The organism is Hasllibacter sp. MH4015, from assembly GCF_020177575.1.
In the GTDB taxonomy this organism is placed as follows: domain Bacteria; phylum Pseudomonadota; class Alphaproteobacteria; order Rhodobacterales; family Rhodobacteraceae; genus Gymnodinialimonas.
The window spans coordinates 1,697,710-1,724,328 of sequence record NZ_JAHTBK010000001.1; the positions used below are offsets into that span (position 1 = coordinate 1,697,710).

18 protein-coding genes and 1 pseudogene are annotated in these 26,619 nt (G+C 65.9%); 6 read left to right on the top strand and 13 right to left on the bottom strand.

Going from position 1 to position 26,619, the window contains the following annotated elements:
- Positions 1-20: 20 nt before the first annotated feature.
- The 5 genes from lpdA to KUW62_RS08825 form a co-directional block, all read right to left on the bottom strand.
- Complete coding sequence (gene lpdA, locus KUW62_RS08805) at positions 21-1,418, bottom strand: dihydrolipoyl dehydrogenase (protein WP_224815113.1); 1,398 nt, start codon at positions 1,416-1,418, stop codon at positions 21-23.
- 125 nt (positions 1,419-1,543) lie between these two features.
- Positions 1,544-2,113, bottom strand: coding sequence for a DUF924 family protein (locus KUW62_RS08810; protein ID WP_224815114.1), 570 nt, complete (start codon positions 2,111-2,113; stop codon positions 1,544-1,546).
- The gene (locus KUW62_RS08815; RefSeq protein WP_224815115.1) at positions 2,110-3,405 is read right to left on the bottom strand and encodes an MFS transporter; all 1,296 of its coding nucleotides are present in this window, start codon (positions 3,403-3,405) and stop codon (positions 2,110-2,112) included. Before KUW62_RS08815 ends, KUW62_RS08810 begins: the two co-directional genes overlap by 4 nt.
- An 80-nt stretch (positions 3,406-3,485) precedes the next feature.
- Positions 3,486-4,541, bottom strand: coding sequence for a tRNA preQ1(34) S-adenosylmethionine ribosyltransferase-isomerase QueA (queA, locus tag KUW62_RS08820; protein ID WP_224815116.1), 1,056 nt, complete (start codon positions 4,539-4,541; stop codon positions 3,486-3,488).
- A complete protein-coding gene (locus KUW62_RS08825) occupies positions 4,541-7,837 on the bottom strand; it encodes a hypothetical protein (RefSeq protein WP_224815117.1) in 3,297 nt (1,098 codons plus the stop codon). The genes queA and KUW62_RS08825 overlap by 1 nt, the downstream gene beginning before the upstream one ends.
- Positions 7,838-7,948: 111 nt before the next feature.
- Here KUW62_RS08825 and bcp point away from each other — a divergent pair, with 111 nt between their 5' ends.
- The 5 genes from bcp to KUW62_RS08850 all read left to right on the top strand — a co-directional run bounded on the left by bcp (position 7,949) and on the right by KUW62_RS08850 (position 12,928).
- Positions 7,949-8,410, top strand: a complete 462-nt coding sequence (bcp, locus tag KUW62_RS08830) for a thioredoxin-dependent thiol peroxidase (protein WP_224815118.1) — start codon at positions 7,949-7,951, stop codon at positions 8,408-8,410.
- 38 nt (positions 8,411-8,448) lie between these two features.
- Positions 8,449-9,264, top strand: a complete 816-nt coding sequence (locus KUW62_RS08835) for a ferritin-like domain-containing protein (protein ID WP_224815119.1) — start codon at positions 8,449-8,451, stop codon at positions 9,262-9,264.
- 202 nt (positions 9,265-9,466) lie between these two features.
- Entirely contained in the window at positions 9,467-10,804 is a 1,338-nt protein-coding gene (locus KUW62_RS08840; RefSeq protein ID WP_224815120.1) for a DUF5930 domain-containing protein, read from the top strand.
- Entirely contained in the window at positions 10,794-11,426 is a 633-nt protein-coding gene (locus KUW62_RS08845; RefSeq protein ID WP_224815121.1) for a polymer-forming cytoskeletal protein, read from the top strand. The genes KUW62_RS08840 and KUW62_RS08845 overlap by 11 nt, the downstream gene beginning before the upstream one ends.
- Positions 11,427-11,524: 98 nt before the next feature.
- Complete coding sequence (locus KUW62_RS08850; RefSeq protein WP_224815122.1) at positions 11,525-12,928, top strand: MFS transporter; 1,404 nt, start codon at positions 11,525-11,527, stop codon at positions 12,926-12,928.
- On the opposite strand, the gene KUW62_RS08855 is transcribed toward KUW62_RS08850, so the two are convergent.
- From KUW62_RS08855 to KUW62_RS08880, 6 genes are all read right to left on the bottom strand, one after another.
- Positions 12,883-13,689 (bottom strand): DUF2189 domain-containing protein, encoded by an 807-nt coding sequence (locus KUW62_RS08855; protein WP_224815123.1) that lies wholly within the window; start codon positions 13,687-13,689, stop codon positions 12,883-12,885. The genes KUW62_RS08850 and KUW62_RS08855 overlap by 46 nt on opposite strands.
- Before the next feature lie 61 nt (positions 13,690-13,750).
- Positions 13,751-15,121 carry an amidase gene (locus tag KUW62_RS08860; RefSeq protein WP_224815124.1) on the bottom strand — a complete coding sequence of 457 codons (1,371 nt, stop codon included), beginning with the start codon at positions 15,119-15,121 and terminating at the stop codon, positions 13,751-13,753.
- A 71-nt stretch (positions 15,122-15,192) separates the two neighbouring features.
- Positions 15,193-16,320 carry a peptide chain release factor 2 gene (prfB, locus tag KUW62_RS08865; RefSeq protein ID WP_224815125.1) on the bottom strand — a complete coding sequence of 376 codons (1,128 nt, stop codon included), beginning with the start codon at positions 16,318-16,320 and terminating at the stop codon, positions 15,193-15,195.
- 242 nt (positions 16,321-16,562) lie between these two features.
- Complete coding sequence (locus KUW62_RS08870) at positions 16,563-19,130, bottom strand: penicillin-binding protein 1A (protein WP_224817077.1); 2,568 nt, start codon at positions 19,128-19,130, stop codon at positions 16,563-16,565.
- 139 nt (positions 19,131-19,269) lie between these two features.
- Positions 19,270-20,481, bottom strand: coding sequence for an N-acetylmuramoyl-L-alanine amidase (locus KUW62_RS08875; protein WP_224815126.1), 1,212 nt, complete (start codon positions 20,479-20,481; stop codon positions 19,270-19,272).
- Between the two features lie 52 nt (positions 20,482-20,533).
- A complete protein-coding gene (locus KUW62_RS08880; RefSeq protein WP_224815127.1) occupies positions 20,534-21,685 on the bottom strand; it encodes a pyridoxal phosphate-dependent aminotransferase in 1,152 nt (383 codons plus the stop codon).
- A 124-nt stretch (positions 21,686-21,809) separates the two neighbouring features.
- Here KUW62_RS08880 and KUW62_RS08885 point away from each other — a divergent pair, with 124 nt between their 5' ends.
- A complete protein-coding gene (locus tag KUW62_RS08885; RefSeq protein WP_224815128.1) occupies positions 21,810-22,562 on the top strand; it encodes a DsbA family protein in 753 nt (250 codons plus the stop codon).
- A 95-nt stretch (positions 22,563-22,657) separates the two neighbouring features.
- On the opposite strand, the pseudogene KUW62_RS08890 reads toward KUW62_RS08885, so the two are convergent.
- Positions 22,658-25,299, bottom strand: a pseudogene (locus tag KUW62_RS08890) (ribonuclease E/G).
- Between the two features lie 459 nt (positions 25,300-25,758).
- A complete protein-coding gene (locus tag KUW62_RS08895) occupies positions 25,759-26,619 on the bottom strand; it encodes a hypothetical protein (protein ID WP_224815129.1) in 861 nt (286 codons plus the stop codon).

Below are 26,619 nucleotides of genomic sequence, written 5' to 3' on the forward strand. Positions count from 1 at the left end.
TGAAACCGGGCGCGTTTCTCTCAGATATGGATCACGCGGTCATAGGCGTCGAGCACGCTCTCATGCATCATTTCGCTCAGCGTCGGGTGCGGGAAGACGGTCTCCATCAGGTCCTCCTCCGTGGTCTCCAGCTTCTGGCCCACGACATAGCCCTGGATCAGTTCCGTGACCTCCGCGCCAATCATATGGGCACCCAGAAGCTCTCCGGTTTTCTCGTCGAACACGGTCTTGATCATGCCCTCTGGCTCGCCCAAAGCGATGGCCTTCCCGTTGCCGATGAACGGGAAGCGTCCGACCTTGACCTTGTAGCCCCTTTCCTTCGCCTTCGCCTCGCTCAACCCGACGGAGGCGACCTGCGGATGGCAATAGGTGCAACCGGCAATGCTCTCGGGCTTAATCGGATGGACATTGTTTTTGCCCGCGATCAACTCCGCCACCATGACCCCTTCGTGGGAGGCCTTGTGCGCCAGCCACGGCGCGCCCGCGATATCGCCGATGGCATAGAGCCCGTCGACGCCGGTGCGGCAAAACTCGTCCGTCACCACGTGGGTCCGGTCGATCTTCACGCCGAGCTCTTCCAGGCCGAGGTTTTCGACGTTGCCCACGATCCCGACGGCGGAAATCACCGTGTCGAAATCGTGCTTTTCGACCTTGCCGCCGACCTCGATATGGGCCGTCACCTTGTCCGCGCTGCGATCCAGCTTCTTGACCATCGCCTTTTGCAGGATCTTCATCCCCTGCTTCTCGAACGACTTCTTGGCGAAGGCGGAAATCTCCTCGTCCTCCACCGGCAGCACGCGGTCCATGACCTCCACCACCGTCGTGTCGGCCCCCAGCGTGTTGTAGAAGCTGGCGAATTCGATCCCGATGGCCCCCGACCCGATCACCAGCAGCTTTTTCGGCATATGCGGCGGCGTCAGGGCGGCCTTGTAGGTCCAGACACGCTTGCCATCGGCCTCAAGCCCCGGCAATTCGCGGGCCCGCGCGCCGGTGGCGAGGATGATATTCTTCGCCGTCAGCTCCTCCGTCCCATTCTCGGTCTTGACCGACACCTTGCCCTTGGCGGGGATCGTCGCCTCCCCCATGATCGTCGTGACCTTGTTCTTCTTCATCAGATGCGCCACGCCCCCCGAAAGCTGCTTGGCTACCTTGCGGGAGCGGTCGACGACCTTGTCGAGGTCATATCCGATGCCATCGGCGCTCAACCCGAATTCCTTCGCCCGGTGCATCAGGTGGAACACTTCCGAGGATCGCAGCATCGCCTTGGTGGGAATGCAGCCCCAGTTCAGGCAGATCCCGCCCATATGTTCCCGCTCGACAATCGCCGTCTTCAGACCAAGCTGGCTGGCGCGGATCGCGGCGACATAGCCGCCGGGGCCTGCGCCGATTACGATTACGTCGAAGTTCTGTGCGGCCATGGGGTCGGTTCCTTCTGGCAAGTCCGGTGTCATTCAGCGTTTGTTCAACGTTAAACTATTCTCCGAAGCGCGACAATTGACGCTAGGTCGCAGGCCGGGTTGCAAGCGGCGCATGGGTCAGCGGATCACGCCGCATCCTCCATCTCGCGCAGGATCGCGCCGTAGCCGCCGTCATCAAGAAACGCCTGCTCCGCCTCTGTCGTGGACCGGCCAAGCGCCTCGTTACGATAAGGGAACCGCCCGAAGCGGCGGATGATTTCCCGGTGAACGCGCGCGTGAAGGTCGTTGTTCCCCTCCTCCATCCGCGTCTCCATCAGGTCGACGGCGATATCCTGGTGGGCCATCTCCTCGGAATGCATGAAGGGCATATAGGCGAACTGCCGCATCGTGCCCTCGATCTCCCGGTCCCAGCCCTGGGCGAGCATCTTGCCCGCCACGTCGCGGCCCATGGCATCGGTCGCAAAGGCGCGGGGGTCGTCGCGGAACATGTTTCGGGGAAATTGGTCGAGCAAGATGATAAGACCCAGCGCGCCATTCGCATCCACGGCCCAATCATCAAGGGTGCCGTCATGGGCCGCCTGCCACGCGGACATGAACCTGTCGCGGATGGCCTGATCGAAATCGTCATCCTTGGCGTACCATTTCTCCGGCCCCGCAGTTTCCCAAAACTCCAGAACCTCTGCCGCATCGGTCATTTCGTCGCCTCCCCCGTGTCGCTGCCGTCGCTGGCCATTTCCTCGGCCGCCTCGACATACAACTCCTGCGCGGTCTCCACCGCAACCGCCGATCCGGCGCCGGGCATCAGGTTGGCATAGGGCACGGCGTCGTAATCATCCTCTTCCACGTAAGCCGAGGCCCGCCGCGTCATCCGGTAAAGGCCGTAGATTGTGACCGCCAGCAGCACGAGGGCAAGGAACAACCAGAACCCGCTCGGCCCCATCCAACCCATCATCAGGCCAAGGATCGGCGGGCCGCCGATGGCCCCGATCCCGTTGACGAAGACCATGCCCCCCGATGCGGCGGCCATGTCCTCCACCTCCAGGTAGTCGTTGATATAGGCGATCAGCAGCGCATAAAGCGGCTGCGCCAGACCGCCCGACAGGGCCGCGATGACCAGAAGGGCGACATAGCTTTGCGCCAGAACCACCCCGGCCAGCGCCACGAGCGCGCCCAACCCGGCGGCCATCACGATCAACACGCGGCGATCCATCCGGTCGGACATCCACCCGATCGGGTATTGCAGGACGATCGCCCCCACGAAGAACGACGAGATGAAGGCCGACAATTGCCCAAGGCTCAGCCCCACTTCCGTGGCATAGACCGGTGCCATGGCGAATTGCCCCGCAAAGACGCCGCCCAGAAGCAACATGCCCACCACGCCGAAGGGGGAGGCGACGAATAGCTGCCTGAGCGACATCGGGCGCGTCGCCTCGATCGACGGGGTCGGCACGGCAGATAGAAGGATCGGCGCAAAGCTGAGCGAGACAAGGATCGAAGGAATGATGAACAGGATCCAGCCCGACGGATCGCCCGCGGCCAGAATGCCCTGCCCCGCCACCAGCCCCATCATCTGCATCAGCATATAGGTCGACAGCGCCTGGCCCCGCGTCTCGTTCGTGGCCCCGTTGTTGAGCCACGATTCGGCGGTGACATAGACCCCCGAGAGGCTGAAGCCGAGCGCCACGCGCAGGATCATCCACGCAATCGGCTCCGTGACGATGGGAAAGGAGATCACGATGGCCGAGATGAAGGAGCCGAGCGCCGCGAAGACCCGCACATGGCCCACCCGCGCGATGAACATCGGCGCCATGCGGCTGCCCCCCAGGAACCCGAGGAAATAGGCCGACCCGATCAGCGACAATTCGAAGGTCGAAAAACCCTCGATCGCACCGCGCACCCCCATGAGAGAGCCTTGCAGGCCATTGCCGATCTGCAAGAGGAACATGCCCAGAAGAAGCGCCCACGCGCTGCGGATGACGGCAATCATGGTGAACTCCTCGTGGTGTGGCCACTCGGGACCGATGCGTGCTCTGCCCCGGTCTGGGCCGAATCGCAGGGCCGCATCTGTCAGGTTTGCGACGGGATCAGCAAAGATGCGTCGCCATAGGAAAAGAACCGGTAATCCTGCGCAATGGCGTGGGCGTAGACACGGTCCATCCTGTCCTTGCCCATCAATGCGGAGACGAGCATCAAAAGCGTCGATTTCGGCAGGTGGAAATTCGTCATCAGGGCGTCGGTGATCTTCCACGCGTATCCGGGGTAGATGAAGATGTCCGTCGTTCCCTCGAAGGACTGCATCGTGCCATCGGTCCGGGCCGCGGATTCGATCAGGCGCAGCGCGGTTGTGCCCACCGGGATGATCCGCCCCCCGGCCTGCCGGGTCGCGTTCATTTCTGCCGCGGCCCGGGCGCGCACCTCGCCCCATTCGGCGTGCATCTTGTGGGTGGTGACATCGTCGACCGTCACGGGCAGGAACGTGCCCGCGCCGACATGGAGCGTCACGAAGCTCATGTCGATCCCGTGCGCGCGAAGCGCCTCCAACAGGGGCGGATCGAAATGCAGGCTGGCCGTGGGGGCCGCGACGGCGCCTAGACGGTCGGCCCAGATCGTCTGGTAATCGTCCCGGTCCCGTTCATCCGGCGCGCGCTTGCCCGCTATGTAGGGCGGCAGCGGCATGGCGCCCGCGGCATTCAAGGCCGTGTCGAAATCGTCCCCCGCCAGGTTGAAGGCCAAACGAAGACCTTCATCCATCGCGTGAACATCCGCTGACAGGTCGTTGGAAAAAATGATTTTCTCGCCCACACGCAACTTGCGCATCGGCTTGGCCAGCGCCGTCCAGGTCTGGTCGGCCTGCGGCTCCATCAGGGTCACTTCGATCTTGGCGCGCACCTCCCCCTCGGGCGTCTGGCGCATGCGATATCCGGTCAGGCGCGCGGGGATCACGCGGGTGTCGTTGAGGATCAGACGGTCGCCCGCTCGCAACAGCCCCGGCAGGTCGGACACGACATGGTCGTGGATCGCGTCCCCGTCCGCCAGCAGCAGCTTGGCCGAGGATCGGGGCCGCGCAGGCCGCGTCGCGATCAACCGCTCCGGCAGGTCGAAATCGAAATCATCCAAGCGCATCAGCCGTCCCCATCACCGAAATCCGGCGGCGGCGCGCGGAAGATCTCGCGGAAGATCCCCGGTGTCAGGATCGACAGGGGATTGACCGAAACACTCGTCTCGGACCCGTCGTAGATGGCGCGATAGTTGAAGCCGAACAAGCCCTCCCGGCGCGGCGCGAACAGGGCCCCCAACACCCCGTTCACGAGGTAGAGGGGAGACACGACGCCCTGCACCTCGAACCGTTCGGAGGCGACGTCATAGACCCCGTCCATGGATATCCCCATCGACGGGCCGACCGCCGTGCCTTCCTCAAGGAACAGGCGCTGGGGGGTGATGCGGAACCGCGCCTCCACCTCGCCCATATTGATGCCCTCGCCGCCAAGCTGTTCCAACAGGCCCACGACGGAAATCAGGTTCAGCAATTCCGCCATGACAGGGGCGTTGCGCATGCGCGGCCCGTCGATCGTGACGCGCCCGTCATATTGACCCGCCTCCGGACGCGCGGCGAGGATCAGGTCGAATTGCCCGCCATGCATGTTCTCGAAAATGTCGGCCGCACGCAGAACCGCGCCGCCATCGGCACTTTGCAGGCGGACAGAGGGGCCGTTTGCACTGGGCACCAATTGGCCGCTCACCGCAGCCGCGCCGTTCACACGGCCCCGGAAATTCCCGCTCATCGAAGCGCCGTCCAGATCGGCGCGCAGATCGGTCAGGGCGATGCCGCCGGTGATCTGCAACCGGTCCAGCGCGATGTTCAGCGGACCCACATCGCCCGACGACCCGCCGGTATTGGCGAGCGACGGCATGGTCCGGAAATCGAGGATGCCGCTGGAAATCTCGATCCCCGGCGTCTGGTTGCGCCGCCCGATCAACCCACCCTGCACGTCCAGCCATTGGCCCACCCGGAAGCGCCCGGCGGACAGGCGGTTCAGCCATCCGTCCTCGGTAAAGCTGACAGCCCCCTCAAGGCTCAGCCCCGCCCCTTCCAGCACGAGGTTTGAGACGGCGGGCCGGTCGCCCAAGCGAATATCGGCGGAAAAAGCACCCGTGCGGCCCGCCGGCATCGACCACGCAAGCGCCGGGATGGCCAGCGCGATCCCGTCCAGATCGGAGGAGACGGAGACGCTCGCCGGGCCGTTGGCGCGCAGGTAGACGATGACATCGGCCTCCCCCCGGCCCGAGATCAGCCAGGCCGGTAGCTCCACCCCGAACCGCGCCAACGCGTCCCGCGACAGGGTGGCGCGCGCGCGCACCTGGCTTCCGGGCGGCGCATCGGGGGCCATGGCAACACGCCATTGGCCCGTGACCGACACGCCGTCCAGTTCCGCCGGGCCGCCGATGGTCAACGCCTCGTTATCCATCGCCACGACGATCCGGTCGGCGGTGAGCAGGCGATCCGGCACCAATTCCGACCCGCGGTAATTCGTGACAATCGCGTCCACACGTATATCGAGGTCGCCCATCCCCGCATCGGGGGGACGGTCCACGAGGTGCGTGGCCAGCTCTGCCGTCGCGCGCACGCGGCCCTGGCCGATTTCATCGGGCGCGAATCCGCTCGTCTCCAGCACGGCGAAGGGGGGGCCGGCCAGCACATGCATCAGATCGGGCAACGCGCCCTGCAATTCCAGGTCGAACACGGCCAGCGGACCGGGCACGGCGACATTCTCGATCACCATGCGCGAACCGGCCAGCCCGACCTGTCCCTGCCCCTCCACACCCACGCCACCGCCATCCAGGCCCACGACCAGTTGCGTGTCGATCAGGTTCAGGTAGCCGGACGCGCCGCGGATGGGCGGGGCGGCGGGCAAGGCCCGAATGTCGGCCCCGTTGAAATCGAACGACAATTCGTGGTGCGGGCGCGCGCCTGCCGCCTGTCGAAACGCGAAATCGACCCCGCTTGCACGCGCCGCGATCAGGCGCTCCTGCACCCACCAGCGCGTGTTGGGGATCGCGGCCACCGGCCAGTAGGACATAATCGTCGGCAGATCCGCCTCGTCCAGCTGCGCATCGACCGACAGGGCAAGACCGGCCGCATCGGCCTGCATCCGGCCCCGCGCCGTGGCGCGCATATCGCCCCGGAACAGCACCGCCTGTCCGACCTCCAGCATCACCGCATCGCCCAGATGCAGGCGCAAATCCACCTCCGCCCCGTCCAGCGCCACGGCGGCATCGAACATGCCCTCGGGATCGGCGGTGATGTCGCTGAGGCTGAATTGACCGGTGAACACGTCGCCTTCGGGAGACACATCCGCATGGCCATGGCCCGCGAAGGTCAGCGCATCGGCCCGCAGCATCAGCCGCTCGAACATCGCGCGTCCGGTGTTGGGGTCGTAATCCAGCGCCGCCTCGATCCGCTGAAAGGCCAGGGGTGCCGCCTGCCCCGGCAGGCTCAGCACGCCCGCGCCCACGTCGATCCACCCCTCGACCGCGCCGATCGTTCCGTCATCGGCCATGGCCGCCCGCAGTGCCCCGTCAATCGGGGCCCGCATGAGGTCGAGCCACGCGAGCGCCGGAGTGCTGGCGGCCAGGTCGCGGGCGGCCAGCGTGTCGAATTCCATGCCCAACTCGGTCACGCCAAGCCGCCGGTCGCGGTCCAGCGTGATCCGCAACCGCGCGTTGCGACTGCCCTCCAACTCTCCTGCCATGTCGAGGTTGAGGCGCAGGCCCGCGCGCACCAGCCGCATCTCCGCCCCGTGCAGGCGCAAGACCTGTCCGCTCAATTCGTCGGACAGCTGCACCTCCAACGCTTCGCCCCGCACCTCTTCCAGACCGCTGAAGACCGCGCCGGAGAACATGGTGTCGAGCCGGGCCAGCGTCTCCACCAGACTCAGTTCCGCCGCCTCGGCCTGGGCATCGGCAGCGCCCGCGAAATCAAGGTCGATGCGCCCATCCTCGGACCGGGTCAGGTTCACGCCTGCCCCGGTGATCACGACGCGCCGCACCTCCATCCGGCCGCGCAGTAGCGGGCCTGGTGCCACTCGTGCGCGCAACGCCGGCAGGGCCGCGCGCACCTCCCCCTCCGGTGTTCGCAATTCCACGTCCCGGAATTCCAGCGCCGGGGCCCGCCCGCCCTGGGGCAGTGCCAGCACCATGTCGCCTATGGCGAGATCGCCCGCGCGCATGGACGCGTTGATCCGCGCCTCGATCCGGTCCTGAATCGCCTCCGGCAGGCTCATCGGGGCCGCGTAAAGCCGCACCCACATTGCGCCCGCAGGCAGGAAAACAAGGACCGACAGCACCAACAGTCCCGCGATGATCCACCGCCGGGCCCGCCCCGACCGTGCCTTGGCCGGCTCTGTGGGATCCTCTGTCATATCGCCCGGCTGCTCCGCCCCGATCTTGTGCCTTTATTCTCGCTGCAATTCGCCTAGCTTGCAAACCCGAAGCGCGGCCCGTGATCCGCCCTAGACCAGGAGTGATGAAGAATGCTTGAACCCGGCCAGCCCGCCCCGGATTTCACCTTGCCCCGCGATGGCGGCGGCGATGTGACCCTGTCCGATCTCCGCCCGCAGAATGTCGTGCTGTATTTCTATCCCAAGGACGACACGCCCGGCTGCACGAAGGAGGCGATCGCCTTCACCGGTCTCGCCGATGCCTTTGCGGAGGCCAACACCGTGATCCTCGGCATCTCCAAGGACACCGCTGCCAAGCACGAGAAGTTCATTGCGAAACATGACCTTGGCGTCACCCTCGTCTCCGACGCCGAGGCCGATATCTGCGAGCAATACGGGACGTGGGTGGAGAAGAACATGTACGGCAAAAAATACATGGGCATCGAACGCGCCACGTTCCTGATCGACGGGCAAGGCAACATCGCTCAGATCTGGCACAAGGTGAAAGTGCCGGGCCATGCCGAGGCGGTGCTGGAGGCCGCGCGCGCCCTCTGATCCGCCCGCCCTTCCCCGCAAGCCCGAAAGCGACCGCGATGATCCCCCTTTCCGACATGGCCGATCAGGTCCTACGCACCGCCGATGCGCGCGCAAAGACCGCCCTGTCCCGGCGTTTCGCGGCGCAATGGCAGGCGGCGCGACAGGGTGGCGCGCGGCCCGAGATCGGCCTTGCCACGCCCCCCGAGCAGCCCGCGCGACCGGACGCGCCGGAGCTTCTGGACCCGCGCGACGTACCCCGCCGAAAGCCCGGAACCGCGAAGGGGCGCACGGCGATCCTGCACGCCGTGGCGCATATCGAGCTGAATGCTGTCGATCTGCATTGGGACATCATCGCGCGGTTTTCCGGCACACCCCTGCCGATCGGCTTCTTCGACGATTGGGTGCGCGCGGCGGACGAGGAATCCAAGCATTTCAACCTGATGGCCGATTGCCTAGAGGCGGGCGGCAGCCATTACGGCGCCCTGTCCGCCCATGCCGGCATGTGGCGTGCCGCCGATGACACGAAGGACGATCTGATGGGCCGCCTTGCCGTCGTGCCAATGGTGTTGGAGGCCCGCGGCCTCGACGTCACCCCGGGCATGATCGGGCTGTTCGAGCGGGCGAAGGATGACCCGACGGCCGCGATGGCGGTGGATGCGCTCAAGGTGATTTATGCCGAGGAAGTGCATCACGTCGCCTATGGCTCGAAGTGGTTCCATTTCCTGTGCGGCCGCCACGACCTCGACCCGAAAGAAGCGTTCCACGACCTTGTCCGGCGCTACTTTCACGGGTCCCTCAAGCCACCCTTCAACGAGGAAAAGCGCGCCGAGGCGGGCATTCCGCCCGACTTTTACTGGCCGTTGGCCCAGTGACCGCCCGATCTGGTACAAGAACCTCACCAAAATCGGCGGTTTTTCGCCGGATTCGTGCATTTTTTGGTGCGCTTTAAGCGGTTGTTGATTAGGGTGTTGAGACAATGAGCGGTGTGTCTTATCCCCAAGCCACCCGCCGCTGCCGCCGGGGACAAGTCGGTGCGCGGGCATAATTACCAAGGGGAAGCGAGGCGTAAGGACAGTGACATCTCGGCTTTTAAGTCGCGTGAATGCGGCGCTTGAACGGCACCTGCCGGAACAACGGCTCTTCCTGAAATCGGAGGATGGTACGCGATTCATTCGCCTGCGCCCCGTGACCCAGGCCGGGCTGATGTTCGGCTCCGCCGTTTTCGTGGGGTGGACGGTCATCGTCACCTCGATTTTCCTGATCGACACGATCTCGTCCGGCAATGTCCGGGATCAGAGCATCCGCGAACAGGCCATGTACCAGGAGCGGATGAACGCCCTGGCGCTGGAACGCGACGAACGCGCCGCCGCCGCTGCCGCCGCCCAGGAACGCTTCGCGCTTGCGATGGACCAGGTCTCCAACATGCAGACCCGCATCCTCGACAGTGAGGAACGGCGCCGCGAACTGGAAACCGCCGTCGACGTGATCCAGGCCACCTTGCGACGCACCATCGACGAACGGGACGAGGCGCGCCTCGCCGCTGCATCGCTCGAAAACGAACTCCGCGCCGATACCGGCACCGTGCAGACCGCCGCCGCGCGCGAGCAGGAGCTTGAACAGACCCTCGCCTTCCTCACCGAAGCCCTCGCCCTGACCGCGGAATCGCGCGACGACGGCTACACGATGATGGCGGAGGCCGAGCAGACCATCGTGGAGCTTCAATTCGAGGCCGCGCTGATGGAGGAACGCCAGAACCGCGTGTTCCGCCAGCTGGAAGAGGCCGTCGCCGTCTCCATGGAGCCGCTGGACGAGATGTTCAGCGCCGCGGGGCTCAGCACCGACGATCTGATCGAAAGTGTGCGCCGCGGCTATTCCGGTCAGGGCGGGCCGCTGATGCCCATCGTCTCCACCACCGGCGGCGACCCCGACCCCCTGTCGCTGCGCGCCAATGAACTTCTGTCGGCGCTTGACGAGATCAATCTGCATCGCCTGGCCGCCGAACAGCTTCCCTTCGCTGTGCCGGTGGCAGGCAACTTCCGCAACACCTCCGGCTTCGGCTATCGCCGCGACCCGATCAACGGCGGTCAGCGGCTTCATGCCGGTGTGGACTTCGCCGGTGGCAGGGGCACGCCGATCGTGGCCGGTGGGGCGGGAACGGTCATTTTCGCCGGCCGTCAAAGCGGTTACGGTCTGATGGTGGAGATTCAACACAGCCACGGATACACAACCCGCTACGCGCACCTGACGCGCATCCGGGTCAGCGAAGGGGAAAGGGTCTCGCGCGGCGAACTCTTAGGTGATATGGGCTGCACGGGCCGGTGTACGGGGACGCATTTGCACTATGAAGTGCGCCGAAATGGGGACCCCGTTAACCCGATGACCTTCATAAGGGCAGGACGCAATGTTTTCTAAATCCAAGATCAACGAACCCGGACCCAAGCAAGGCGGTGGCGCCGATGCAGGGTCCACCGGTGCCGGTTCGGCCTCTGCGTCGGGCTCAACCTCGGGAGACAGCATGAACAAGTCGAACACCTCCGCCGCATCCACGGGCAGCAAATCCAAGCCGCAGCCGTCGATGCTCAGCTCCGACCTGACCATCGTGGGCAACCTGCGCACGACGGGCGATATCCAGGTCGAAGGCACGGTTCAGGGCGACATCCGCGCGCACCTTCTGACCGTGGGCGAAAGTGCCAATATCGAAGGTGAGATCGTGGCGGACGACATCGTCGTCACGGGCCGTGTCGTGGGCCGGGTCCGCGGCCTCAAGGTCCGCCTGACCTCGACCGCCAAGGTCGAAGGCGACATCATCCACAAGACCATCGCGATCGAAAGCGGCGCCCATTTCGAAGGGTCCGTGCAGCGCGCCGAAGATCCGCTGTCGACGGGCGCGAACAACCCCGCGCCGCGCACATCGGTCAGCACCGGCGGATCGTCGGGGGCGGAGGCGCCGTCCTCCTCCATCGCGCCGTCCTCCTCGATCCCGCGTCCCGCCGCGGCAGGCCCCGTGCCACAGCCCTCGGCCAAGGATAGCTGAGCCTGACCGGGCCGACACCAGATCTGACACAGGATCAGCCGGGCCAATCGCCCGGCTTTTCTTTGCCGCCCCTCTGCGCGCCGGAGGCGCGGCCCTACGTGCTGGTCGCGTGCATCCTCGCCTCCGCGCTTGGCTTCATCGACGGCACGATCATCTCCATCGCATTGCCCGCCATCCGCGACGGCCTTGGCGCGTCCCTGCCCGAGGGGCAATGGATCAACAACGCCTACCTGCTGCCGCTGTCGGCGCTGATCCTCCTGGGCGGTGCCATCGGCGACCGGTTCGGACTTGCGCGGACCTTCGTGGCGGGCATCGGCGTCTTCGTCCTCGCCTCCCTGATCTGCGCCGTGGCGCCGACAACGGAAGTGATGATCGCGGGCCGTGCGCTCAAGGGCCTTGGTGCGGCCGTCATGGTGCCCGGCTCCCTGGCGCTGATCGCGCGCGCCTATCCGAAGGAGGATCGGGGCCGCGCCATCGGCATCTGGGCGGCATCCTCGGCCATCACCACCGCGCTTGGTCCGATCCTGGGTGGCGTCGCGCTCAGCTTCGGCGGGCCGGAGGTCTGGCGCTGGCTGTTCGCGATCAACCTGCCGCTCGGCGGGCTCGCCATCTGGCTCATCATGGCCCATGCCAAGGCCGACCCGGCGCAGCCTGACCATCCGCTGGACCTGCCCGGCGCGGCGTTGATTTCCGCCTCACTTGCCCTGATCGCCCTCGCGTTGACGGGTTTCGACGGCTTCACCCCCCGCACCCTCGCGCTTCTAGGAAGCGGCTTTGCCTGCCTCATTGCCTTCCTTCTGTGGGAGGGGCGCAACGCCCATCCGATGGTTCCCCTCAGCCTCTTCTCCAACCGCACCTTCTCGGCGGCGAACCTCGCCACGTTCCTCATCTATTTCGGGCTCAGCACGGTCCTGTTCTTCCTGCCAATGACATTGATCGCGGGCTGGGGCGTGGCAGAGACGCTGACATCGCTCGCTTTCGCGCCCCTGTCGGTTTTCATCGGCGCGTTGTCGGCCAAGGCCGGGGCATGGTCCGACAAATACGGGCCGGGGCGCATGATCGGCGGCGGCGGGATGATCGTGGCGCTGGCCTTCGCGATCCTGGGGCTTAGCGCGCCGCTTCAAGATTTCTGGCTGGCCGTGATGCCCGGCACGATCCTCCTGGGGCTCGGCCTCGGCCTTGTCGTCAGCCCGCTTTCGACGGCGATCATGGGATCGGTGCCGGAGGATCGCTCGGGCACAGCCTCGGGCCTCAACAACGCCGTAAGCCGGGTGGCGGGCCTGATCGCCGTGGCGCTGATGGGGTCGGTCGCGGCGCAGGCCTATGGAGCGGCGGGCGGCATGGCGAGCTTCGGGGAATTCTCCGACACGCCCGGCCACGGGGCGGCGATGACCACCGCCTTCGCGATCCTGTGCTACATCGTGGCGATCATCACGGCCCTCGGGGCCGCCATTGCCTACCTCGCCACCCCGTCACCCGCGGCGACGGTGGCGAAGCGATAGATATGCCACGTCGCGTGGCCCAGGATCGGCAGCACGACGTAAAGCCCCAGCAATCCCGGCAGCATCGCAAGGAATGTCAGCCCCGCGATCACGGCGCCCCAGACCAGCATGACCTGCGGGTTTTGCCGTACCACGGCGACGGACGTGATCATCGCCGTCACGAAATCGACCTCCCGATCCAGGAGAAGCGGCAACGACACCACCGTCAGAACGAACAGCACCAGCGCAAAGACCGCCCCGAACGCGCCCCCCACGATCAGCATCGTGATCCCTTCGGGCTGCAGCAGGTAGGCGTATGAGCTTGTCACATTCGTGAGCGCCGACGGCCCGAGGAACAGGGCAAACAGCATATGCGCGAAAAATGACCAGAACAGGAAATAGACGATCACCACCCACGCCATCGACGGAAGCTGACGCAGGCGTTGACGCCAGATCACCCCGAAAATCTCGTTCCGCGCCCAGGTGTCCTGTCCCGCTTCCAGCCTGCGGGACACTTCGTACATCCCCACCGCCAGAAACGGCCCCAGAAGCGGGAAACCGAAGGTCAGCGGGATCGCAAGCCATTCATATTCCAGCACGAAAAGTAGCAGGTAGATCAGCCAGCCGCCCATGACATAGACGTTGGCAAAGAACAGCCCCATCATCGGCTTGCGCAAGAAATCTTTCCATCCAAGGCGCAGGGCGCGGGTCAGGTCCGACATTTCCATATCCCGGATCGCCGGGGCGCCCTCGCCGACGGGATGGCCCGTGATGTCGCTCATGCCAGCATCCTCCCACGGGAAGTGTAGCCCGTGACCTCCCGGCGCGTAAAGAATGTGCGGATCAGGCCGGATCGCGCGGGCGGCGCGGGCCGATCATCCGCTCCCAATCCTGCCCAAGGCCAAGGATGCGGGCATCCGCCCCGTGCGGCCCGATCAGCTGGAGCCCGTGGGGCAGCCCGCCCGCCCCGTATCCCGCCGGCACTCCGAGGCTCGGCAAACCCGCCAGGCTGGCGGGAACCACGACCTCCATCCAGCGATGGTAGGTGTCCATGGGCCTGCCGCCGACCTCCCTCGGCCAATCCCATTCCACCGGGAACGGCCAGATCTGGGTTGCGGGCAGGACGAGGGCATCGAATGTGGTGAAGAGGTCCGCGAAGGCCGCAAGCAATGCGCGGCGTGTCGTTGTCGCGGCCTCGATCTCCGCGCCCGTCAGGGACAGGCCGCGCGCGATTTCCCATTGGCATTGCGCGTTCAATTGCCCGCGCGCGACCGGATCGGCACAATACCGCCCCAGCTCCTGCGCCACGACGAACGCACGCAGGTCGGTCCAAGCACGCCAGATATCGTCCGCCGGAAATGGCGGCGCGATGGCCTCGATCCGCCACCCCAGATCTTCGGCGCGCGCCACCGCCGCCTCCCCCGCTTGCAGCAAATCCGCTTCCATCGGGTAGGCCCCACCCCAATCGCCAAGCCATGCAATGCGCGGATGCGGGCCGGGCGCGGCGATCTCCACCCGCCGCTCGCACAGCGTCTCCAGCAAGCGGCCCAAATCCGCCACGTTCCGCGCCATCGGCCCGTGGGTGGACAGGCGGTGGAGCAGAACGTTGTCCCGCACCTCCCCCGGCACCAGCCCCACACTTGGCCGAAAGCCCCAGACATCGTTCCACGCCGCCGGGTTGCGGAGCGACCCCATCATGTCCGACCCGTCCGCGATGCTCAGCATTCCGGTCGCCAAGGCTGCCGCCGCCCCGCCGCTCGACCCGCCCGCGCTCAACGCCCGGTTAAACGGGTTGCGCGTGGCCCCGAAAACCGGGTTCGTGCTGTGGGAACCGAAACCGAATTGCGGCACGTTGGTCTTGCCGATCACGATTGCGCCCGCGGCCTTCAGGCGCCGCGCCAGGCCGTCATCGACCTCCGGCACGAAATCCGCGAGCGGCGGAAACCCCCAGGTGGAGCGCACGCCCCTTACCGCCACGAGGTCCTTGATCGCCACCGGAATACCGTGGAGCCAACCATCGCGCGCCATCGCCTCCGCCACCCGCGCCTCGCCCATCAACACTTCGCGGTCGCGCAGGGACACGATGGCGTTCACATCTCCGTTCACCGCGTCAATCCGTGCCAGCGTCGCGCGCATCAGGTCCACGGGGGAGATGTCCCGCGCGTGAATGCGGCGGCTCAGATCGCCCGCGCCCGATTGCAACAGATCATCCATGGTCCCGCGCTCCCCGCTGATGTGGCCGAAAGCGCCCGCCGAACGCCGTGAGGCGCGGGCCGCACCCGCGTTCACTCCTCGGCGTTGGCCTCCGCCCGGCCCTTGCCGGACACGCCGTGGGCCAGAACACTCGCCATCAGCCCATCGATATTCCCGTCCAGCACCCCTTGCGTGTCGGACGTCTCGAACGACGTCCGCAAATCCTTCACCATCTGGTAGGGCTGCAAGACATAGGACCGGATCTGATTGCCCCAGCCCGCGTCACCCGCATTCTCATGGGCCTCGTTGACCAGCGCCGAACGCTTGTCCAATTCCATCTGGTAGAGCCGGGATTTCAGCGCCTTCATGGCGATGTCACGGTTCTGGTGCTGGGATTTCTCCGAACTCGTCACCACGATGCCGGTCGGGTGGTGGGTGATGCGCACGGCGGAATCGGTCGTGTTCACGTGCTGCCCGCCCGCGCCCGAGGATCGATAGGTGTCGATGCGGATATCGGACGGGTTCACCTCGATCTCGATACTGTCGTCGACCACCGGGTAGACCTTCACGGAGGTAAAAGAGGTGTGCCGTTTGGCCGCTGAATCGAACGGGCTGATCCGCACGAGGCGATGCACCCCCGATTCCGATTTCATCCAGCCATAGGCATTGTGCCCGCTGATCTTGTAGACCGCCGATTTGATCCCCGCCTCTTCCCCGGGGGAGAAGCTTTGCAATTCCACGTCATAGCCACGCTTTTCGGCCCACCGCGTGTACATCCGCGCCAGCATCGACGCCCAGTCGCAGCTTTCCGTGCCACCCGCGCCGGAATTGATTTCAAGGAACGTGTCGTTGGCGTCAGCCTCTCCGTCCAGAAGCGCCTCAAGCTCCTTCGCTGCCGCCTCTTCCACCAGCGTGGCGAGGGCGGCTTCGGCTTCCGCGACCACTTCCGCGTCGTCCTCCATCTCTCCCAGTTCGATCAGCTCGGCATTATCCTCGACCCCTTGCTTGATCGCCTCGTAGGTCTTCAACTTGTCGACCAGCACCTGCCGGTCGCGCATCAGCTTCTGGGCCTTTTCCTGGTCGTTCCAGAGGTTCGGATCCTCCACCATCGCGTTGAATTCCTCCAGGCGGTGCGGGGCTGTCTCGATATCCATCCGCTGGCCCAGAAGGGTCAGGGAATTCCGGATCTTCTCGATATTGGCTTGGGTCTCGGCGCGCATGGGGCAAGGCTTCCTCGGATCGTGCTCCGCAGATGTAGTGGATCGCCCTGCCGCCCTCAACCCGGTTGGGGGCCGACGAAATCAAAGGCGACGGGACGCCCGGCCACGCTCATTGAGGATGCTGCGTCCAGCCCGGCTGGACCGATCCACGAAGCGCGCCGGGGTCAGGCTCAAGCGGATGCGGAATCACGGCAAAGCCGTTCATGGCCCTGACAATGACGCCGAGAGCCGTCTTGGCCCGCCTAGTACAACCCGCCGGAACTTAACGTGCCGAAGCCGGTGGCGGTCGGCACCCGCGCGCGGTCGCCATCGGAAGTCTCCACGATGATCCCGGCCCCGCCGCCGCCATTGCCCTCATCCCCGCGCCCGAACATCGGGATGTCGGAGGACATGGCCCACCCGCCATCGATGATCGACAGGATGCCGCCATAGGGTTCTTCGCCTTCGCGGAACAATTCGAACACCACGTGGTCGCCGCGCGACCCGTCGGGCAAGCGCGCACCCGAGAAGCGGTCGATCGGGTAGAACTGGCCACCCTCCGGCACAGGGAAATCACCCGAGCCGTATTCCTCGATCGCCTCAAGCATGAACCGCTGGAACACCGGGCCGCACATCCCGCCACCCGACGCGCCGCGCCCAAGGCTTTCGGGCTGGTCATAACCGATATAGCAGCCCGCCACGATGTTGGAGGTGAAGCCCACGAACCAGACGTCGCGCGCATCGTTGGTGGTGCCGGTCTTGCCCGCCGTGGGCACCGGCAGGTTCACCGTGCCCGACGCCGTGCCGCGCTGGACCACGCCGCGCATCATGGAGGTCAGCTGATAGGCGGTGATCGGGTCGATCACCCGCTCGCGCGTGGATACGATCCGCGGCGCCAGCCCCTCTTCAAGGGACGCCAGCTCACAATCGGGGCACAGGCGCTGGTCGTGGCGATAGACGGTCTCGCCATAACGGTTCTGGATTCGGTCCACGAGCGTCGGCTCCACCCGCTCGCCGCCATTGGCGAACATCGCGTAGGCCGCGACCATGCGGAACAGGGTCGTTTCCTGCGATCCCAGGGAATTCGCAAGGAAAGGCTGCATGTCGTCGTAGACCCCGAAGCGTTCGGCGTAGCGCGCGATGGTTTCCATGCCCACATCCTGCGCCAGGCGCACGGTCATCAGGTTCCGCGACCGCTCGATCCCGGTGCGCAGCGGCGATGGCCCGTAGAACTGGTTCGACGCGTTCTGGGGTCGCCAGATCCCCTCCCCCGTCGCCACTTCGATGGGCGCGTCGATCACGATCGTGTTGGGACTATAGCCTGAATCCAAAGCCGCCGCGTAGACGAAGGGCTTGAAGGACGATCCCGGCTGCCGCGTCGCCTGCGTGGCGCGATTGAATGACGAGGCCTGGTAGGAGAACCCGCCCTGCATCGCCAGCACCCGGCCCGTATGGACATCCATCGCCATGAACGCTCCCTGAACCTCCGGCACCTGCCGCAGCGTCCAGCGGAGGAAGCTGCCGTCGCTGTCGCTGGTCATGCGCCGGACATGGACCACGTCGCCCACGCTCAGCAGATCCCCGGCCACACGGGCGGTATTGCCGCGCGATCCATCCTCGCGCAGCGGCCTTGCCCAGGTGACATCATTGGCCGGGATGAAATGGCCGTCCTCGTCTTCCTCCACCCCCTCGATCCCGATCCGGGCGGAACTGTCGCCGACCTCCAGCACCACGGCGGCGAACCAGCCGTCGATGTCGCGCGGAATTTCCGCCTCCGCCAGGGCCGCGCGCCAGCTTGCCTCGTCGCTCAACCGCGCCGGGTCGATCGTGTCGGTTGGCCCCCGCCAGACGCCGAGGTTGCGGTCGTAGCGTTCCAGCGCCCGGCGCAGCGACATCTCCGCCACTTCCTGAAGGCTCTCATCCATGGTCGACCGCACCGCATACCCGCCCGAGAAGAACTCGTCGGCGCCGTATTCCGCGCTCAACTGGCGACGGATTTCGTCGGTGAAGTAGTTGCGCGGCGGGCGGGTGAAGCGGAAGGCTTCGATATGGCCGCCCTGCACCGTTTCCAGCGGCGCGGCCTGCGCCGTCTCCATCTCTTCCTCGGTGATATAGCCGTTTTCGTGCATCTCCCGCAGAACGTAATTCCGGCGCGTGATGGCGCGCTCGTAATCGTCGACCGGGTGGAACCGCGACGGGGCCTGCGGAAGCGCGGCGAGGTAGGCCACCTGCTCCAGCGTCAGATCCTCCAACGTCGCGTTGAAATAGGTCTGCGCGGCGGCAGTCACGCCATAGGAATTCTGGCCGAGGAAAATCTCGTTGAGGTACAGCTCAAGAATGCGGTCCTTGCTCAACGTACGCTCGATCCGGGCGGCAAGGATGATCTCGCGCACCTTCCGCTCCACCGTGCGGGAGCCGTCCAGAAGGAAGTTCTTCATCACCTGCTGGGTGATGGTGGAGGCGCCGCGCACATCGCGGCCCCGGGACCGGACCGCTTCCACGAAGGCGGCGGCAATGGCGCGCGGGTCATAGCCCGCGTGGTTGTAGAAGTTGCGATCTTCCGCCGATACGAACGCGAAAGCCACCAGGTCGGGGATTTCCTCGGCCGGCGTGAATAGCCGCCGCTCCGATGCGAATTCGTCCACGATCATGCCCTGGCGCGAATAGATCCGGCTGATCGTCGGCGGCGCGTAATTCGCCAGTGTTTCATGGTCCGGAAGGCCACGGGAATAGAGGAAGATCAGCCCGCCAATCCCCAACGCGGAAAACACGAGGCCAAGTGTCACGGCGCTGAAAATCGCACCGAAAACTCCGATAATGAATCGCATGATACGCCTGCCGTTCCCCAATAATGTGCCTGTATACGCGCGCGCGCGGGCCCGGTCAAAACGCTTGCGCGGGAAATCGCCGGGAAAAATGGTGGTTTATCGTCACATTCGCGGCACCGGCGACGCGGGCCCCGCGCCCATGCTACTGCCGCCGCAACGCCGCGGCTGCCGCATCGGCCTCCGCCCACGCAATCACGGCCCCCGTGATCGCCGCCTGCATCCGCGCGCGCCATTGCGGATTGCGGATATTCTCCAGATCGCCCCCTTCACTCAGGAACCCGATCTCCAGAAGGACGGCGGGGAAATCCGCGGCCTTCAGGACGGAAAACGCCCCCTCGCCCCTCGGCTGTGCATGGAGGTCGAGGCCCGTCGTGTCGATGGCCTGCACCAGGATATCGGCAAATGCCCGGCTGCGCGGCCCGTTTTCAACCCGTGCAAGGTCGATCAGGACCGACGCGATTTCATCGTCCGTCCCCGACAGGTCCACGCCCTGCAACAGGTCCGCCCGGTCGTGCTGTTCGGCCAGGGCCGCCGTGGCCGCGTCCGATGCGGTGTCCGACAGGGTGTAGACCGTGGCACCCTGCGCGCGCCCTTCCGCGATTGCATCGGCATGGAGCGAGATGAACAGATCGGCCCCCGCCGCGCGCGCCAGCGTCACCCGCGTGGGCAAGGGCACGAACACGTCGCTGTCGCGGGTCATCGCCACTTCGATTCGCCCCGTCCGGCGCATCACCTCTCGCAATTCGCGGGCAAAGGCGAGGATCAGTTCGGCCTCCGAAAAGCCGTTGCGCAAAGCGCCGGGGTCGATGCCGCCATGGCCGGGGTCCAGCATCACGATGAATGTATCGCCCGCGGCCGGCACGGGCGCCTCGGTCACGACCGGAAGCAGCGTGCCGCCCACGCCGGGCGGCGCACCGGCAGCTTCGGCAAAACTCGCGGGCTCCGTGGGGACGAGGGTAAGCGTGATCGCGGCCTCGCCGGTGGCGGGGTCGGTCTCCATCGCGGCGATCTCCGGCAGCAACGGCTCGGTCAGGGTCAGGACCAGACGCGACCAACCCGGAGTGGAGGATCCGCCCATCGCGATCCCGTCCACCGGGCGGGCCGCGTTGAAATTGCCGGGCAAGGCGTCGAAATTCACCTCCCGAAAATCCATCACGACCCGCATCGGTTCATCAAGCGTGAAGACCCGGAACGGCACCGCCTGCGACAGGGCAAGCTGCAGCGTCACGCCGCGGCGGTTGCTTGTGAGTGACGAGCCGTCGGGCAAGGCGCGCGCCAACGCGCCAAGGGTCTGGGCATGGGGGGAAACTGGTACGCATACCAGCATCAGGACGATCAGGACTGCTCGAAACACCGGGTTGATCCCTTGTTGTTTGCAGCCTTGTACCAAATCGGCGCGCGGTGGCCTAGCCTTTGCGCGCGGCCATGAACCGGATCAGCCGCGCCACCCCTTCCTCGATATCCGCGGTGCTGCGGGCGTAGGAAAACCGCAACGCCCGCGCGCCCCGTGTCTTGTCGAAATCAAGACCCGGCGTCACGGCCACACCGGCCTCTCGCAAGATGTCGGCGGCGAAGACAAGCGCGTCGTCGGTGAACTCGCCCACATCTGCATAGACGTAGAACGCCCCGTCCGCCGGCGCGGTCTTGGTCAAACCCGCGCGCGCCAAGCCGTCCAGCAGGATTTGCCGATTGCGTCCGTAAACCGCCCGGTGCCCGTCCAATTCCGCCCGGCCCTCGGCGGACATCGCCCCAAGGGCCGCGACCTGCGCCGCGTGGGACGGGCAGATGAACATGTTCTGGGCCAGCCGCTCGATGATCCGCACGTGATCCGGCGGCACCACCATCCAGCCCAACCGCCACCCAGTCATGGAGAAGTATTTGGAGAACGAGTTGATGACATAGACATCATCCGTCACCTCCAACGCGCTGACCGCGCGGCCCTCATATTGCAGGCCGTGGTAGATTTCGTCGGAGATCAACGCGATGCCCCGCTCCGTGCAAGCCTCTGACAAGGCGCGCAATTCCGGCTCGAACAGCATGGTCCCCGTGGGGTTGGCCGGGCTGGCCACGATCAAGCCGTCAAGGCCGTCTTCCAGATGCGCAGGCGTCGGCTGATAGCGCGTGTCGGCCTGGGTCTGAAGGCCCACCGGTTCCAGCGACAGGGCCGTCAGGATCTGCCGGTAGGAGGGGTAACACGGCTCCCCCAAGGCTACACGCGCGCCCGCGTCGAAAAGCGCGGTGAAGGCGAGGATGAAGGCCCCCGACGCCCCGGCGGTCAAGACGATCCGCGCGGGGTCGATGTCCAGATCGTACCATTCGCCGTAAAGCGCCGCGATTTCCGCGCGCAGGTCGGGCCGCCCCAGCGCCACGGTGTATCCCAGCGGCCCCTGCCCCATCTCCTCGGCCAGTTGCGCCCGCGCGGCCTCCGGCGCGCCGGTGCCCGGTTGACCCACCTCCATATGAATGATGTGGCGGCCCGCCTCTTCCGCCGCGCGAGCTTGCTCCATGACATCCATCACGATGAACGGATCGACTTGCGCGCGTCTGGAATGTTGCATCGGGCACCTCAAGGTTTCGTGATCGGTGAAACCAGCCGAGCGCGCCCGCGTCAATGGCTGCGGGGTGGCGAGGCGCGCTGGATGTGCTAGGCCTGTGCCGAACCGTCTGACGGAGAGTGACTTGATGAAACGATTGCTAATGGGCGCGGCCGCGGCGGCGCTGTTGACCGCGCCGGTCGCCGCGACCGAGATCGGCGACATGAGTGCGGCGGAACGGCAGGCCTTCCGCGAGGAAATCCGCGCCTATCTGCTGGAAAACCCCGAAGTTCTGATGGAAGCCATCGCCGTCCTGGAACAACGCCAGGCCGAGGCGGAGGCGGAGGCACAACAATTGGCCGTGGTCGAGAACGAGAATGCACTCTTCAATTCCGCTTTCGACCATGTCTGGGGCAATCCCGATGGCGACGTGGTGATCGTGGAATTCGTCGATTACCGCTGCTCCTTCTGCCGCCGCGCCCATCCGGAGGTGGAGGAATTGGTGGCCGCCGACGGCAATATCCGCATCATCACCAAGGAATTCCCGATACTGGGCGAACAATCGACGCTTGCCAGCCAGTTCGCCATTGCCACCCGCGTGGCCCTGGGCGGGGAGGCATATGAGCTGGTCAGCGACGGGCTGATGGCCATGCGCGCCGACGTGACGGAGCTGGCCCTTGCGCGGCTGGCCACCGATCTGGGCCTCGACAGCGAGGCGATCTTCGCTGCCATGGACGACCCGCTGGTGCAGGCCACGATCGACTACAATTACGAATTGGCGCAGCGCATGGGTATCACCGGCACGCCGTCCTTCGTCTTCGGCGACCAATTGGTGCAGGGCTACGTCCCGCTTCCCAACATGCAAGACATCGTCGCGGTCCTGCGCGATACCGCCGAGTAACGCGAAGCCTTGACCTCACAACAAAAGGGCGCCCGGTCGGAGCGCCCTTTTTCGTGTCTGACCGCTGGCGTGGCCCGGGACGGTGGCCGCTGGCGTCAGCCGCGCGACCACCAGCCGCGCCGCTTGGGCTTGGCGGGTTCGTCGGACGCGGCATGATCGGCCTCCGCCGCCACGGGTTCAGGCTCGGGTTCGGGTGCAGGCTCCGGCTCCGGTTCCGGCGCGGGCTCCGGGTCCATCGACGCTTCGGGCTCAGGCTCAGGCTGTGGCTCGGGCTCCGGCGCTGGGTCGGCAGCCGCCTCAAGCGCCTCCGGCGCGGCCTCTGCGGCAACCGGCGCATCGGCCGGCCCCTCGGGCGTCGTGTCCTCCGCCGTCTCGTCACTGTCCGACGGCTTGCGGCCCCGTCCGCCCCGGCGCGACCGGCGGCGCTTCTTGGGCTGCTCCTCGTCGCCTTCGGCATCCGGCATGGCGTCACCTTGCGCGGCGCCGTCGGCTTCGGCCGGCGCGGCCTCTTCGGTCGCCCCCTCGTCCTCGGAATTGCCTTCGCGCCCTCGCCGTTGGATGCGTCATCCCCGTTGCGGCGGCGGCCACGGCCCCCGCGGCGGCGGCGGCGCTTCTTGCGGGGCTGTTCGTCGTCCTCAACCTCGGGCGTGTCGACCACGTCCTCTTCGACCGCAGCGGCATCGTCGTCGCCGTCGATGTCATCCATAAGGGCCGCATCCATGGATACGACGGGGGCGACCGCAGTGATCTTGCGCGTCGCGGTCTTGAACTTCTCGATCTTGAAATCCGGCACGACCAGCGACGCGTCCGCCTCGATCCGGATCGCCATGCCGGTCCGCGCCTCGATCGCATCGAGATAGTCGCGCTTGAAGTTGATGAGGAAGTTCACGATGCCCACCGGTGCGGTCAGGACAACTTCCTTGGACCGGCCCCGTGTGCCCTCCTCTTCCAACTGGCGAAGGATCGAAAGCGCAAGGCTGTCATCCGAACGCACCAGGCCGGTGCCGTGGCAATGGTGGCAGGCCTGCGTCGTGGCCTCCAGCATGCCGGGGCGCAGGCGCTGGCGCGACATTTCCATCAGGCCAAAGCTTGAGATCCGCCCCACCTGAATGCGCGCGCGGTCGGTCTTCAACCGGTCCTTGATGCGCTTTTCCACGGCGTTGTTGTTGCGCCGCTCATCCATGTCGATGAAGTCGATCACGATCAGGCCCGCCAGATCGCGCAGGCGCAATTGCCGCGCCACTTCTTCCGCCGCCTCAAGGTTGGTCTTGAGCGCCGTATCCTCGATGGAGCCTTCCTTGGTGGACCGACCGGAGTTCACGTCGATGGCCACCAACGCCTCGGTCACGCCGATCACGATGTAACCGCCGGATTTCAACTGCACCGTCGGGTTGAACATGTCCGCAAGGTACGACTCAACCTTGTGCTTGGCGAACAACGGCATGTGGTCGACATGCTGTTTCACGTTCTTGGCGTGGGACGGCATGATCATCTTCATGAAGTTCTTGGCGTGGCGATACCCCGCCTCGCCCTCCACGATCACCTCGCCGATATCGCGATTGTAGAGGTCGCGGATCGTGCGGTGGATCAGGTCGCCTTCCTGGTAGATCGGCGCGGGTGCGATGCTTTTTAGCGTCAACTCGCGGATCTGTTCCCATTGCCGTTGCAGGTATTCGTAATCGCGCTTGATCTCGGTCTTGGTGCGTTGCGCACCCGCCGTGCGCACGATCAGGCCCGCGCCTTGCGGCACGTCCAAAGCCGTGGCGATTTCCTTGAGCTTCTTGCGGTCGGCGGCATTGGTGATCTTGCGGGAAATCCCGCCACCGCGCGCCGTGTTGGGCATCAACACGCAATAGCGACCGGCAAGGCTGAGGTAAGTCGTCAGCGCCGCACCCTTGTTGCCACGCTCTTCCTTGACGACCTGAACCAGCATGATCTGGCGGACTTTCACCACCTCCTGGATCTTGTATTTGCGCGGGCGCGGCTTGCGCACCGGGCGGATCTCGTCCTGGTCATCATCGTCGGCGACGGTTTCCGCGTCGTCTTCCGCGGCATCCGCCGGATCGACCTCCGCCGCGTCCTCGTCGCTGGCATCGTCATCCCCGGCCCCGTCTTCGCTCGCCCTGTCGTCGCTGGCCCCGTCGTCGCTGGCCTCTGCCGCGTCGTCGGTCTCCGGCGCATCGGCTTCATCCACGGGCGCCCCGGCATCGGTGTCATCGTCGTCAGGCGCGCCTTGTACGGCGCCGATATTCTCCTCCACCGCGTCGGCCATGGCCTCGGCGGCGGCTTCATCGGCGGGGTCAAGCTCCACCACATCCATGCCCGAGGGTGCGCCGGTGGTCACGGCATCGGCATTCGTCTCCTCGGCCTTCGTGTCGGACCGGCGGCGGCGGCGGCGGCGCTTTGGTTTGGAGGTTTCTTCCTCGTCCTCCCGGGCCTGCTGTTCGGCATAGGCGCGTTCCTCGGCCAGAAGCGCCTCGCGGTCCGCGACGGGGATCTGGTAGTAATCGGGATGGATTTCCGAGAACGCGAGGAACCCGTGGCGATTGCCGCCGTAATCCACGAAGGCGGCCTGCAACGACGGCTCTACCCGTGTCACTTTCGCCAGATAAATGTTGCCTGCGAGTTGCCGCTTGTTCAGCGACTCAAAGTCGAATTCCTCAACCTTGTTGCCGTCTGCCACCACAACGCGGGTCTCTTCCGCGTGGGTGGCATCGATGAGCATCTTTTTTGCCATGATATCCTTGCTCGTAACAGCCCCGCGCCCCGATCCGGGGCCAAGCCCCGCGGTGCGAGTTTCAAGGCGTCACGTTGTGCTGATGTGGCGATGGGCGCAGGCCGGATGGCCGGGGCCAGGGGCCCCGATATCATCTCCGTCCGGTCAATTGCGCAATGCATCGCGACTGTCTCCGGTGGCTTGGGCCGCGTGTCATGCGTCCGGCCACCCATTCATGCCCCTCGGGGCGGTTGCTTGCTGGCCCCCAACCGCGTCTCAGCGCGCCCTGGGCCAAGTGACCTGCGCCCCCCGGGCGGTGCGGCGTCATCGCGCGGCACGAACATTGGGGGGGCAGAGAAACTGATCACCGGCACCATGCCGGTCCGGTCACATTAAGGGTGTGGTGTGTAAAAAGACAATGGGCAAACGTCCGCCACGGGGCAGTTTCGCCGCGATGGCCGCCCCCGTCACCGCGCGAGCCTACCACGCATCGGTGCATCGGAGCCGGAAGGTGAAGGCATCGCGCGCCTCCTCCGCCCCCGCCTCGGCGCAAAGCGCGTCGATCCACGGCTGTTCCGTCGCCAAGACCCCCGGCACGAACGGCGTGTTCGCGCCGAACGGGGCCCAGGGGCGGATCAGGGTCACCCAGGCGGCAATCGTGCGATAGACGGGCATCGGCGCGTCGCCGGGCGGCGGGGCGGCCAAGGGGTCGGGCCAATCCTCGAACATCATCGTGGCGATCTGCGCATTCGCCGCACCGGGCAGCGTCACGCCCAGGTAATCCGGCGCGAAATACGTCAGAAGGCCCGATCTGTCAGACAGGATGACGATGTCGTAGGGCGGCCCATAGGGGGCATCGCGCTGGCGCGGATATCTGCGGTTGTCGCTGCCCGACGGCGGACCAAGCGTGATCCCGCGCACATCCCCCGGCCGCTCCACGAGGCCCAGGAGCGGATGCTCTTCCGGCCCCACCTCCGCGTAGCCGCCGATGGGCAGCCAATCGGCCTCCATCTCGATGCCCAATGCCACGGCCATACCGCAAATCTCGTCACACAAGGTGCCCGCATTGCCGATGAACAGGACCCGGCGGCCTGTCAGGGACAGCGTCTCGGGCGCGATCGTGGCACCGGCAATGGCACTGCGCACCTGCGCCAGCCGCAGCTGGTTCAGGACGACCGGCACGACGAAAACCGCGGCAACCGCCCCGACCATGACAATCCCCACCACGCGGTAGCCGCGCCGCGCCAGGAAGACACCAAGCGCCACGATGGCGGCCAGCGCAAGCGCAATACCCGCCAGGATGGCGAGGATAATCAGCGCCCCCTCGTCGGTCAGAACCAT

Excerpts from the sequence above, each read along its gene's own strand:
- lpdA (WP_224815113.1), bottom strand. The coding sequence starts at position 1,418 with ATGGCCGCACAGAACTTCGACGTAATCGTAATCGGCGCAGGCCCCGGC.
- KUW62_RS08810 (WP_224815114.1), bottom strand. The coding sequence starts at position 2,113 with ATGACCGATGCGGCAGAGGTTCTGGAGTTTTGGGAAACTGCGGGGCCG.
- KUW62_RS08815 (WP_224815115.1), bottom strand. The coding sequence starts at position 3,405 with ATGATTGCCGTCATCCGCAGCGCGTGGGCGCTTCTTCTGGGCATGTTC.
- queA (WP_224815116.1), bottom strand. The coding sequence starts at position 4,541 with ATGCGCTTGGATGATTTCGATTTCGACCTGCCGGAGCGGTTGATCGCG.
- KUW62_RS08825 (WP_224815117.1), bottom strand. The coding sequence starts at position 7,837 with ATGACAGAGGATCCCACAGAGCCGGCCAAGGCACGGTCGGGGCGGGCC.
- bcp (WP_224815118.1), top strand. The coding sequence starts at position 7,949 with ATGCTTGAACCCGGCCAGCCCGCCCCGGATTTCACCTTGCCCCGCGAT.
- KUW62_RS08835 (WP_224815119.1), top strand. The coding sequence starts at position 8,449 with ATGATCCCCCTTTCCGACATGGCCGATCAGGTCCTACGCACCGCCGAT.
- KUW62_RS08845 (WP_224815121.1), top strand. The coding sequence starts at position 10,794 with ATGTTTTCTAAATCCAAGATCAACGAACCCGGACCCAAGCAAGGCGGT.
- KUW62_RS08855 (WP_224815123.1), bottom strand. The coding sequence starts at position 13,689 with ATGAGCGACATCACGGGCCATCCCGTCGGCGAGGGCGCCCCGGCGATC.
- KUW62_RS08860 (WP_224815124.1), bottom strand. The coding sequence starts at position 15,121 with ATGGATGATCTGTTGCAATCGGGCGCGGGCGATCTGAGCCGCCGCATT.
- prfB (WP_224815125.1), bottom strand. The coding sequence starts at position 16,320 with ATGCGCGCCGAGACCCAAGCCAATATCGAGAAGATCCGGAATTCCCTG.
- KUW62_RS08880 (WP_224815127.1), bottom strand. The coding sequence starts at position 21,685 with ATGCAACATTCCAGACGCGCGCAAGTCGATCCGTTCATCGTGATGGAT.
- KUW62_RS08885 (WP_224815128.1), top strand. The coding sequence starts at position 21,810 with ATGAAACGATTGCTAATGGGCGCGGCCGCGGCGGCGCTGTTGACCGCG.
- KUW62_RS08895 (WP_224815129.1), bottom strand. The coding sequence starts at position 26,619 with ATGGTTCTGACCGACGAGGGGGCGCTGATTATCCTCGCCATCCTGGCG.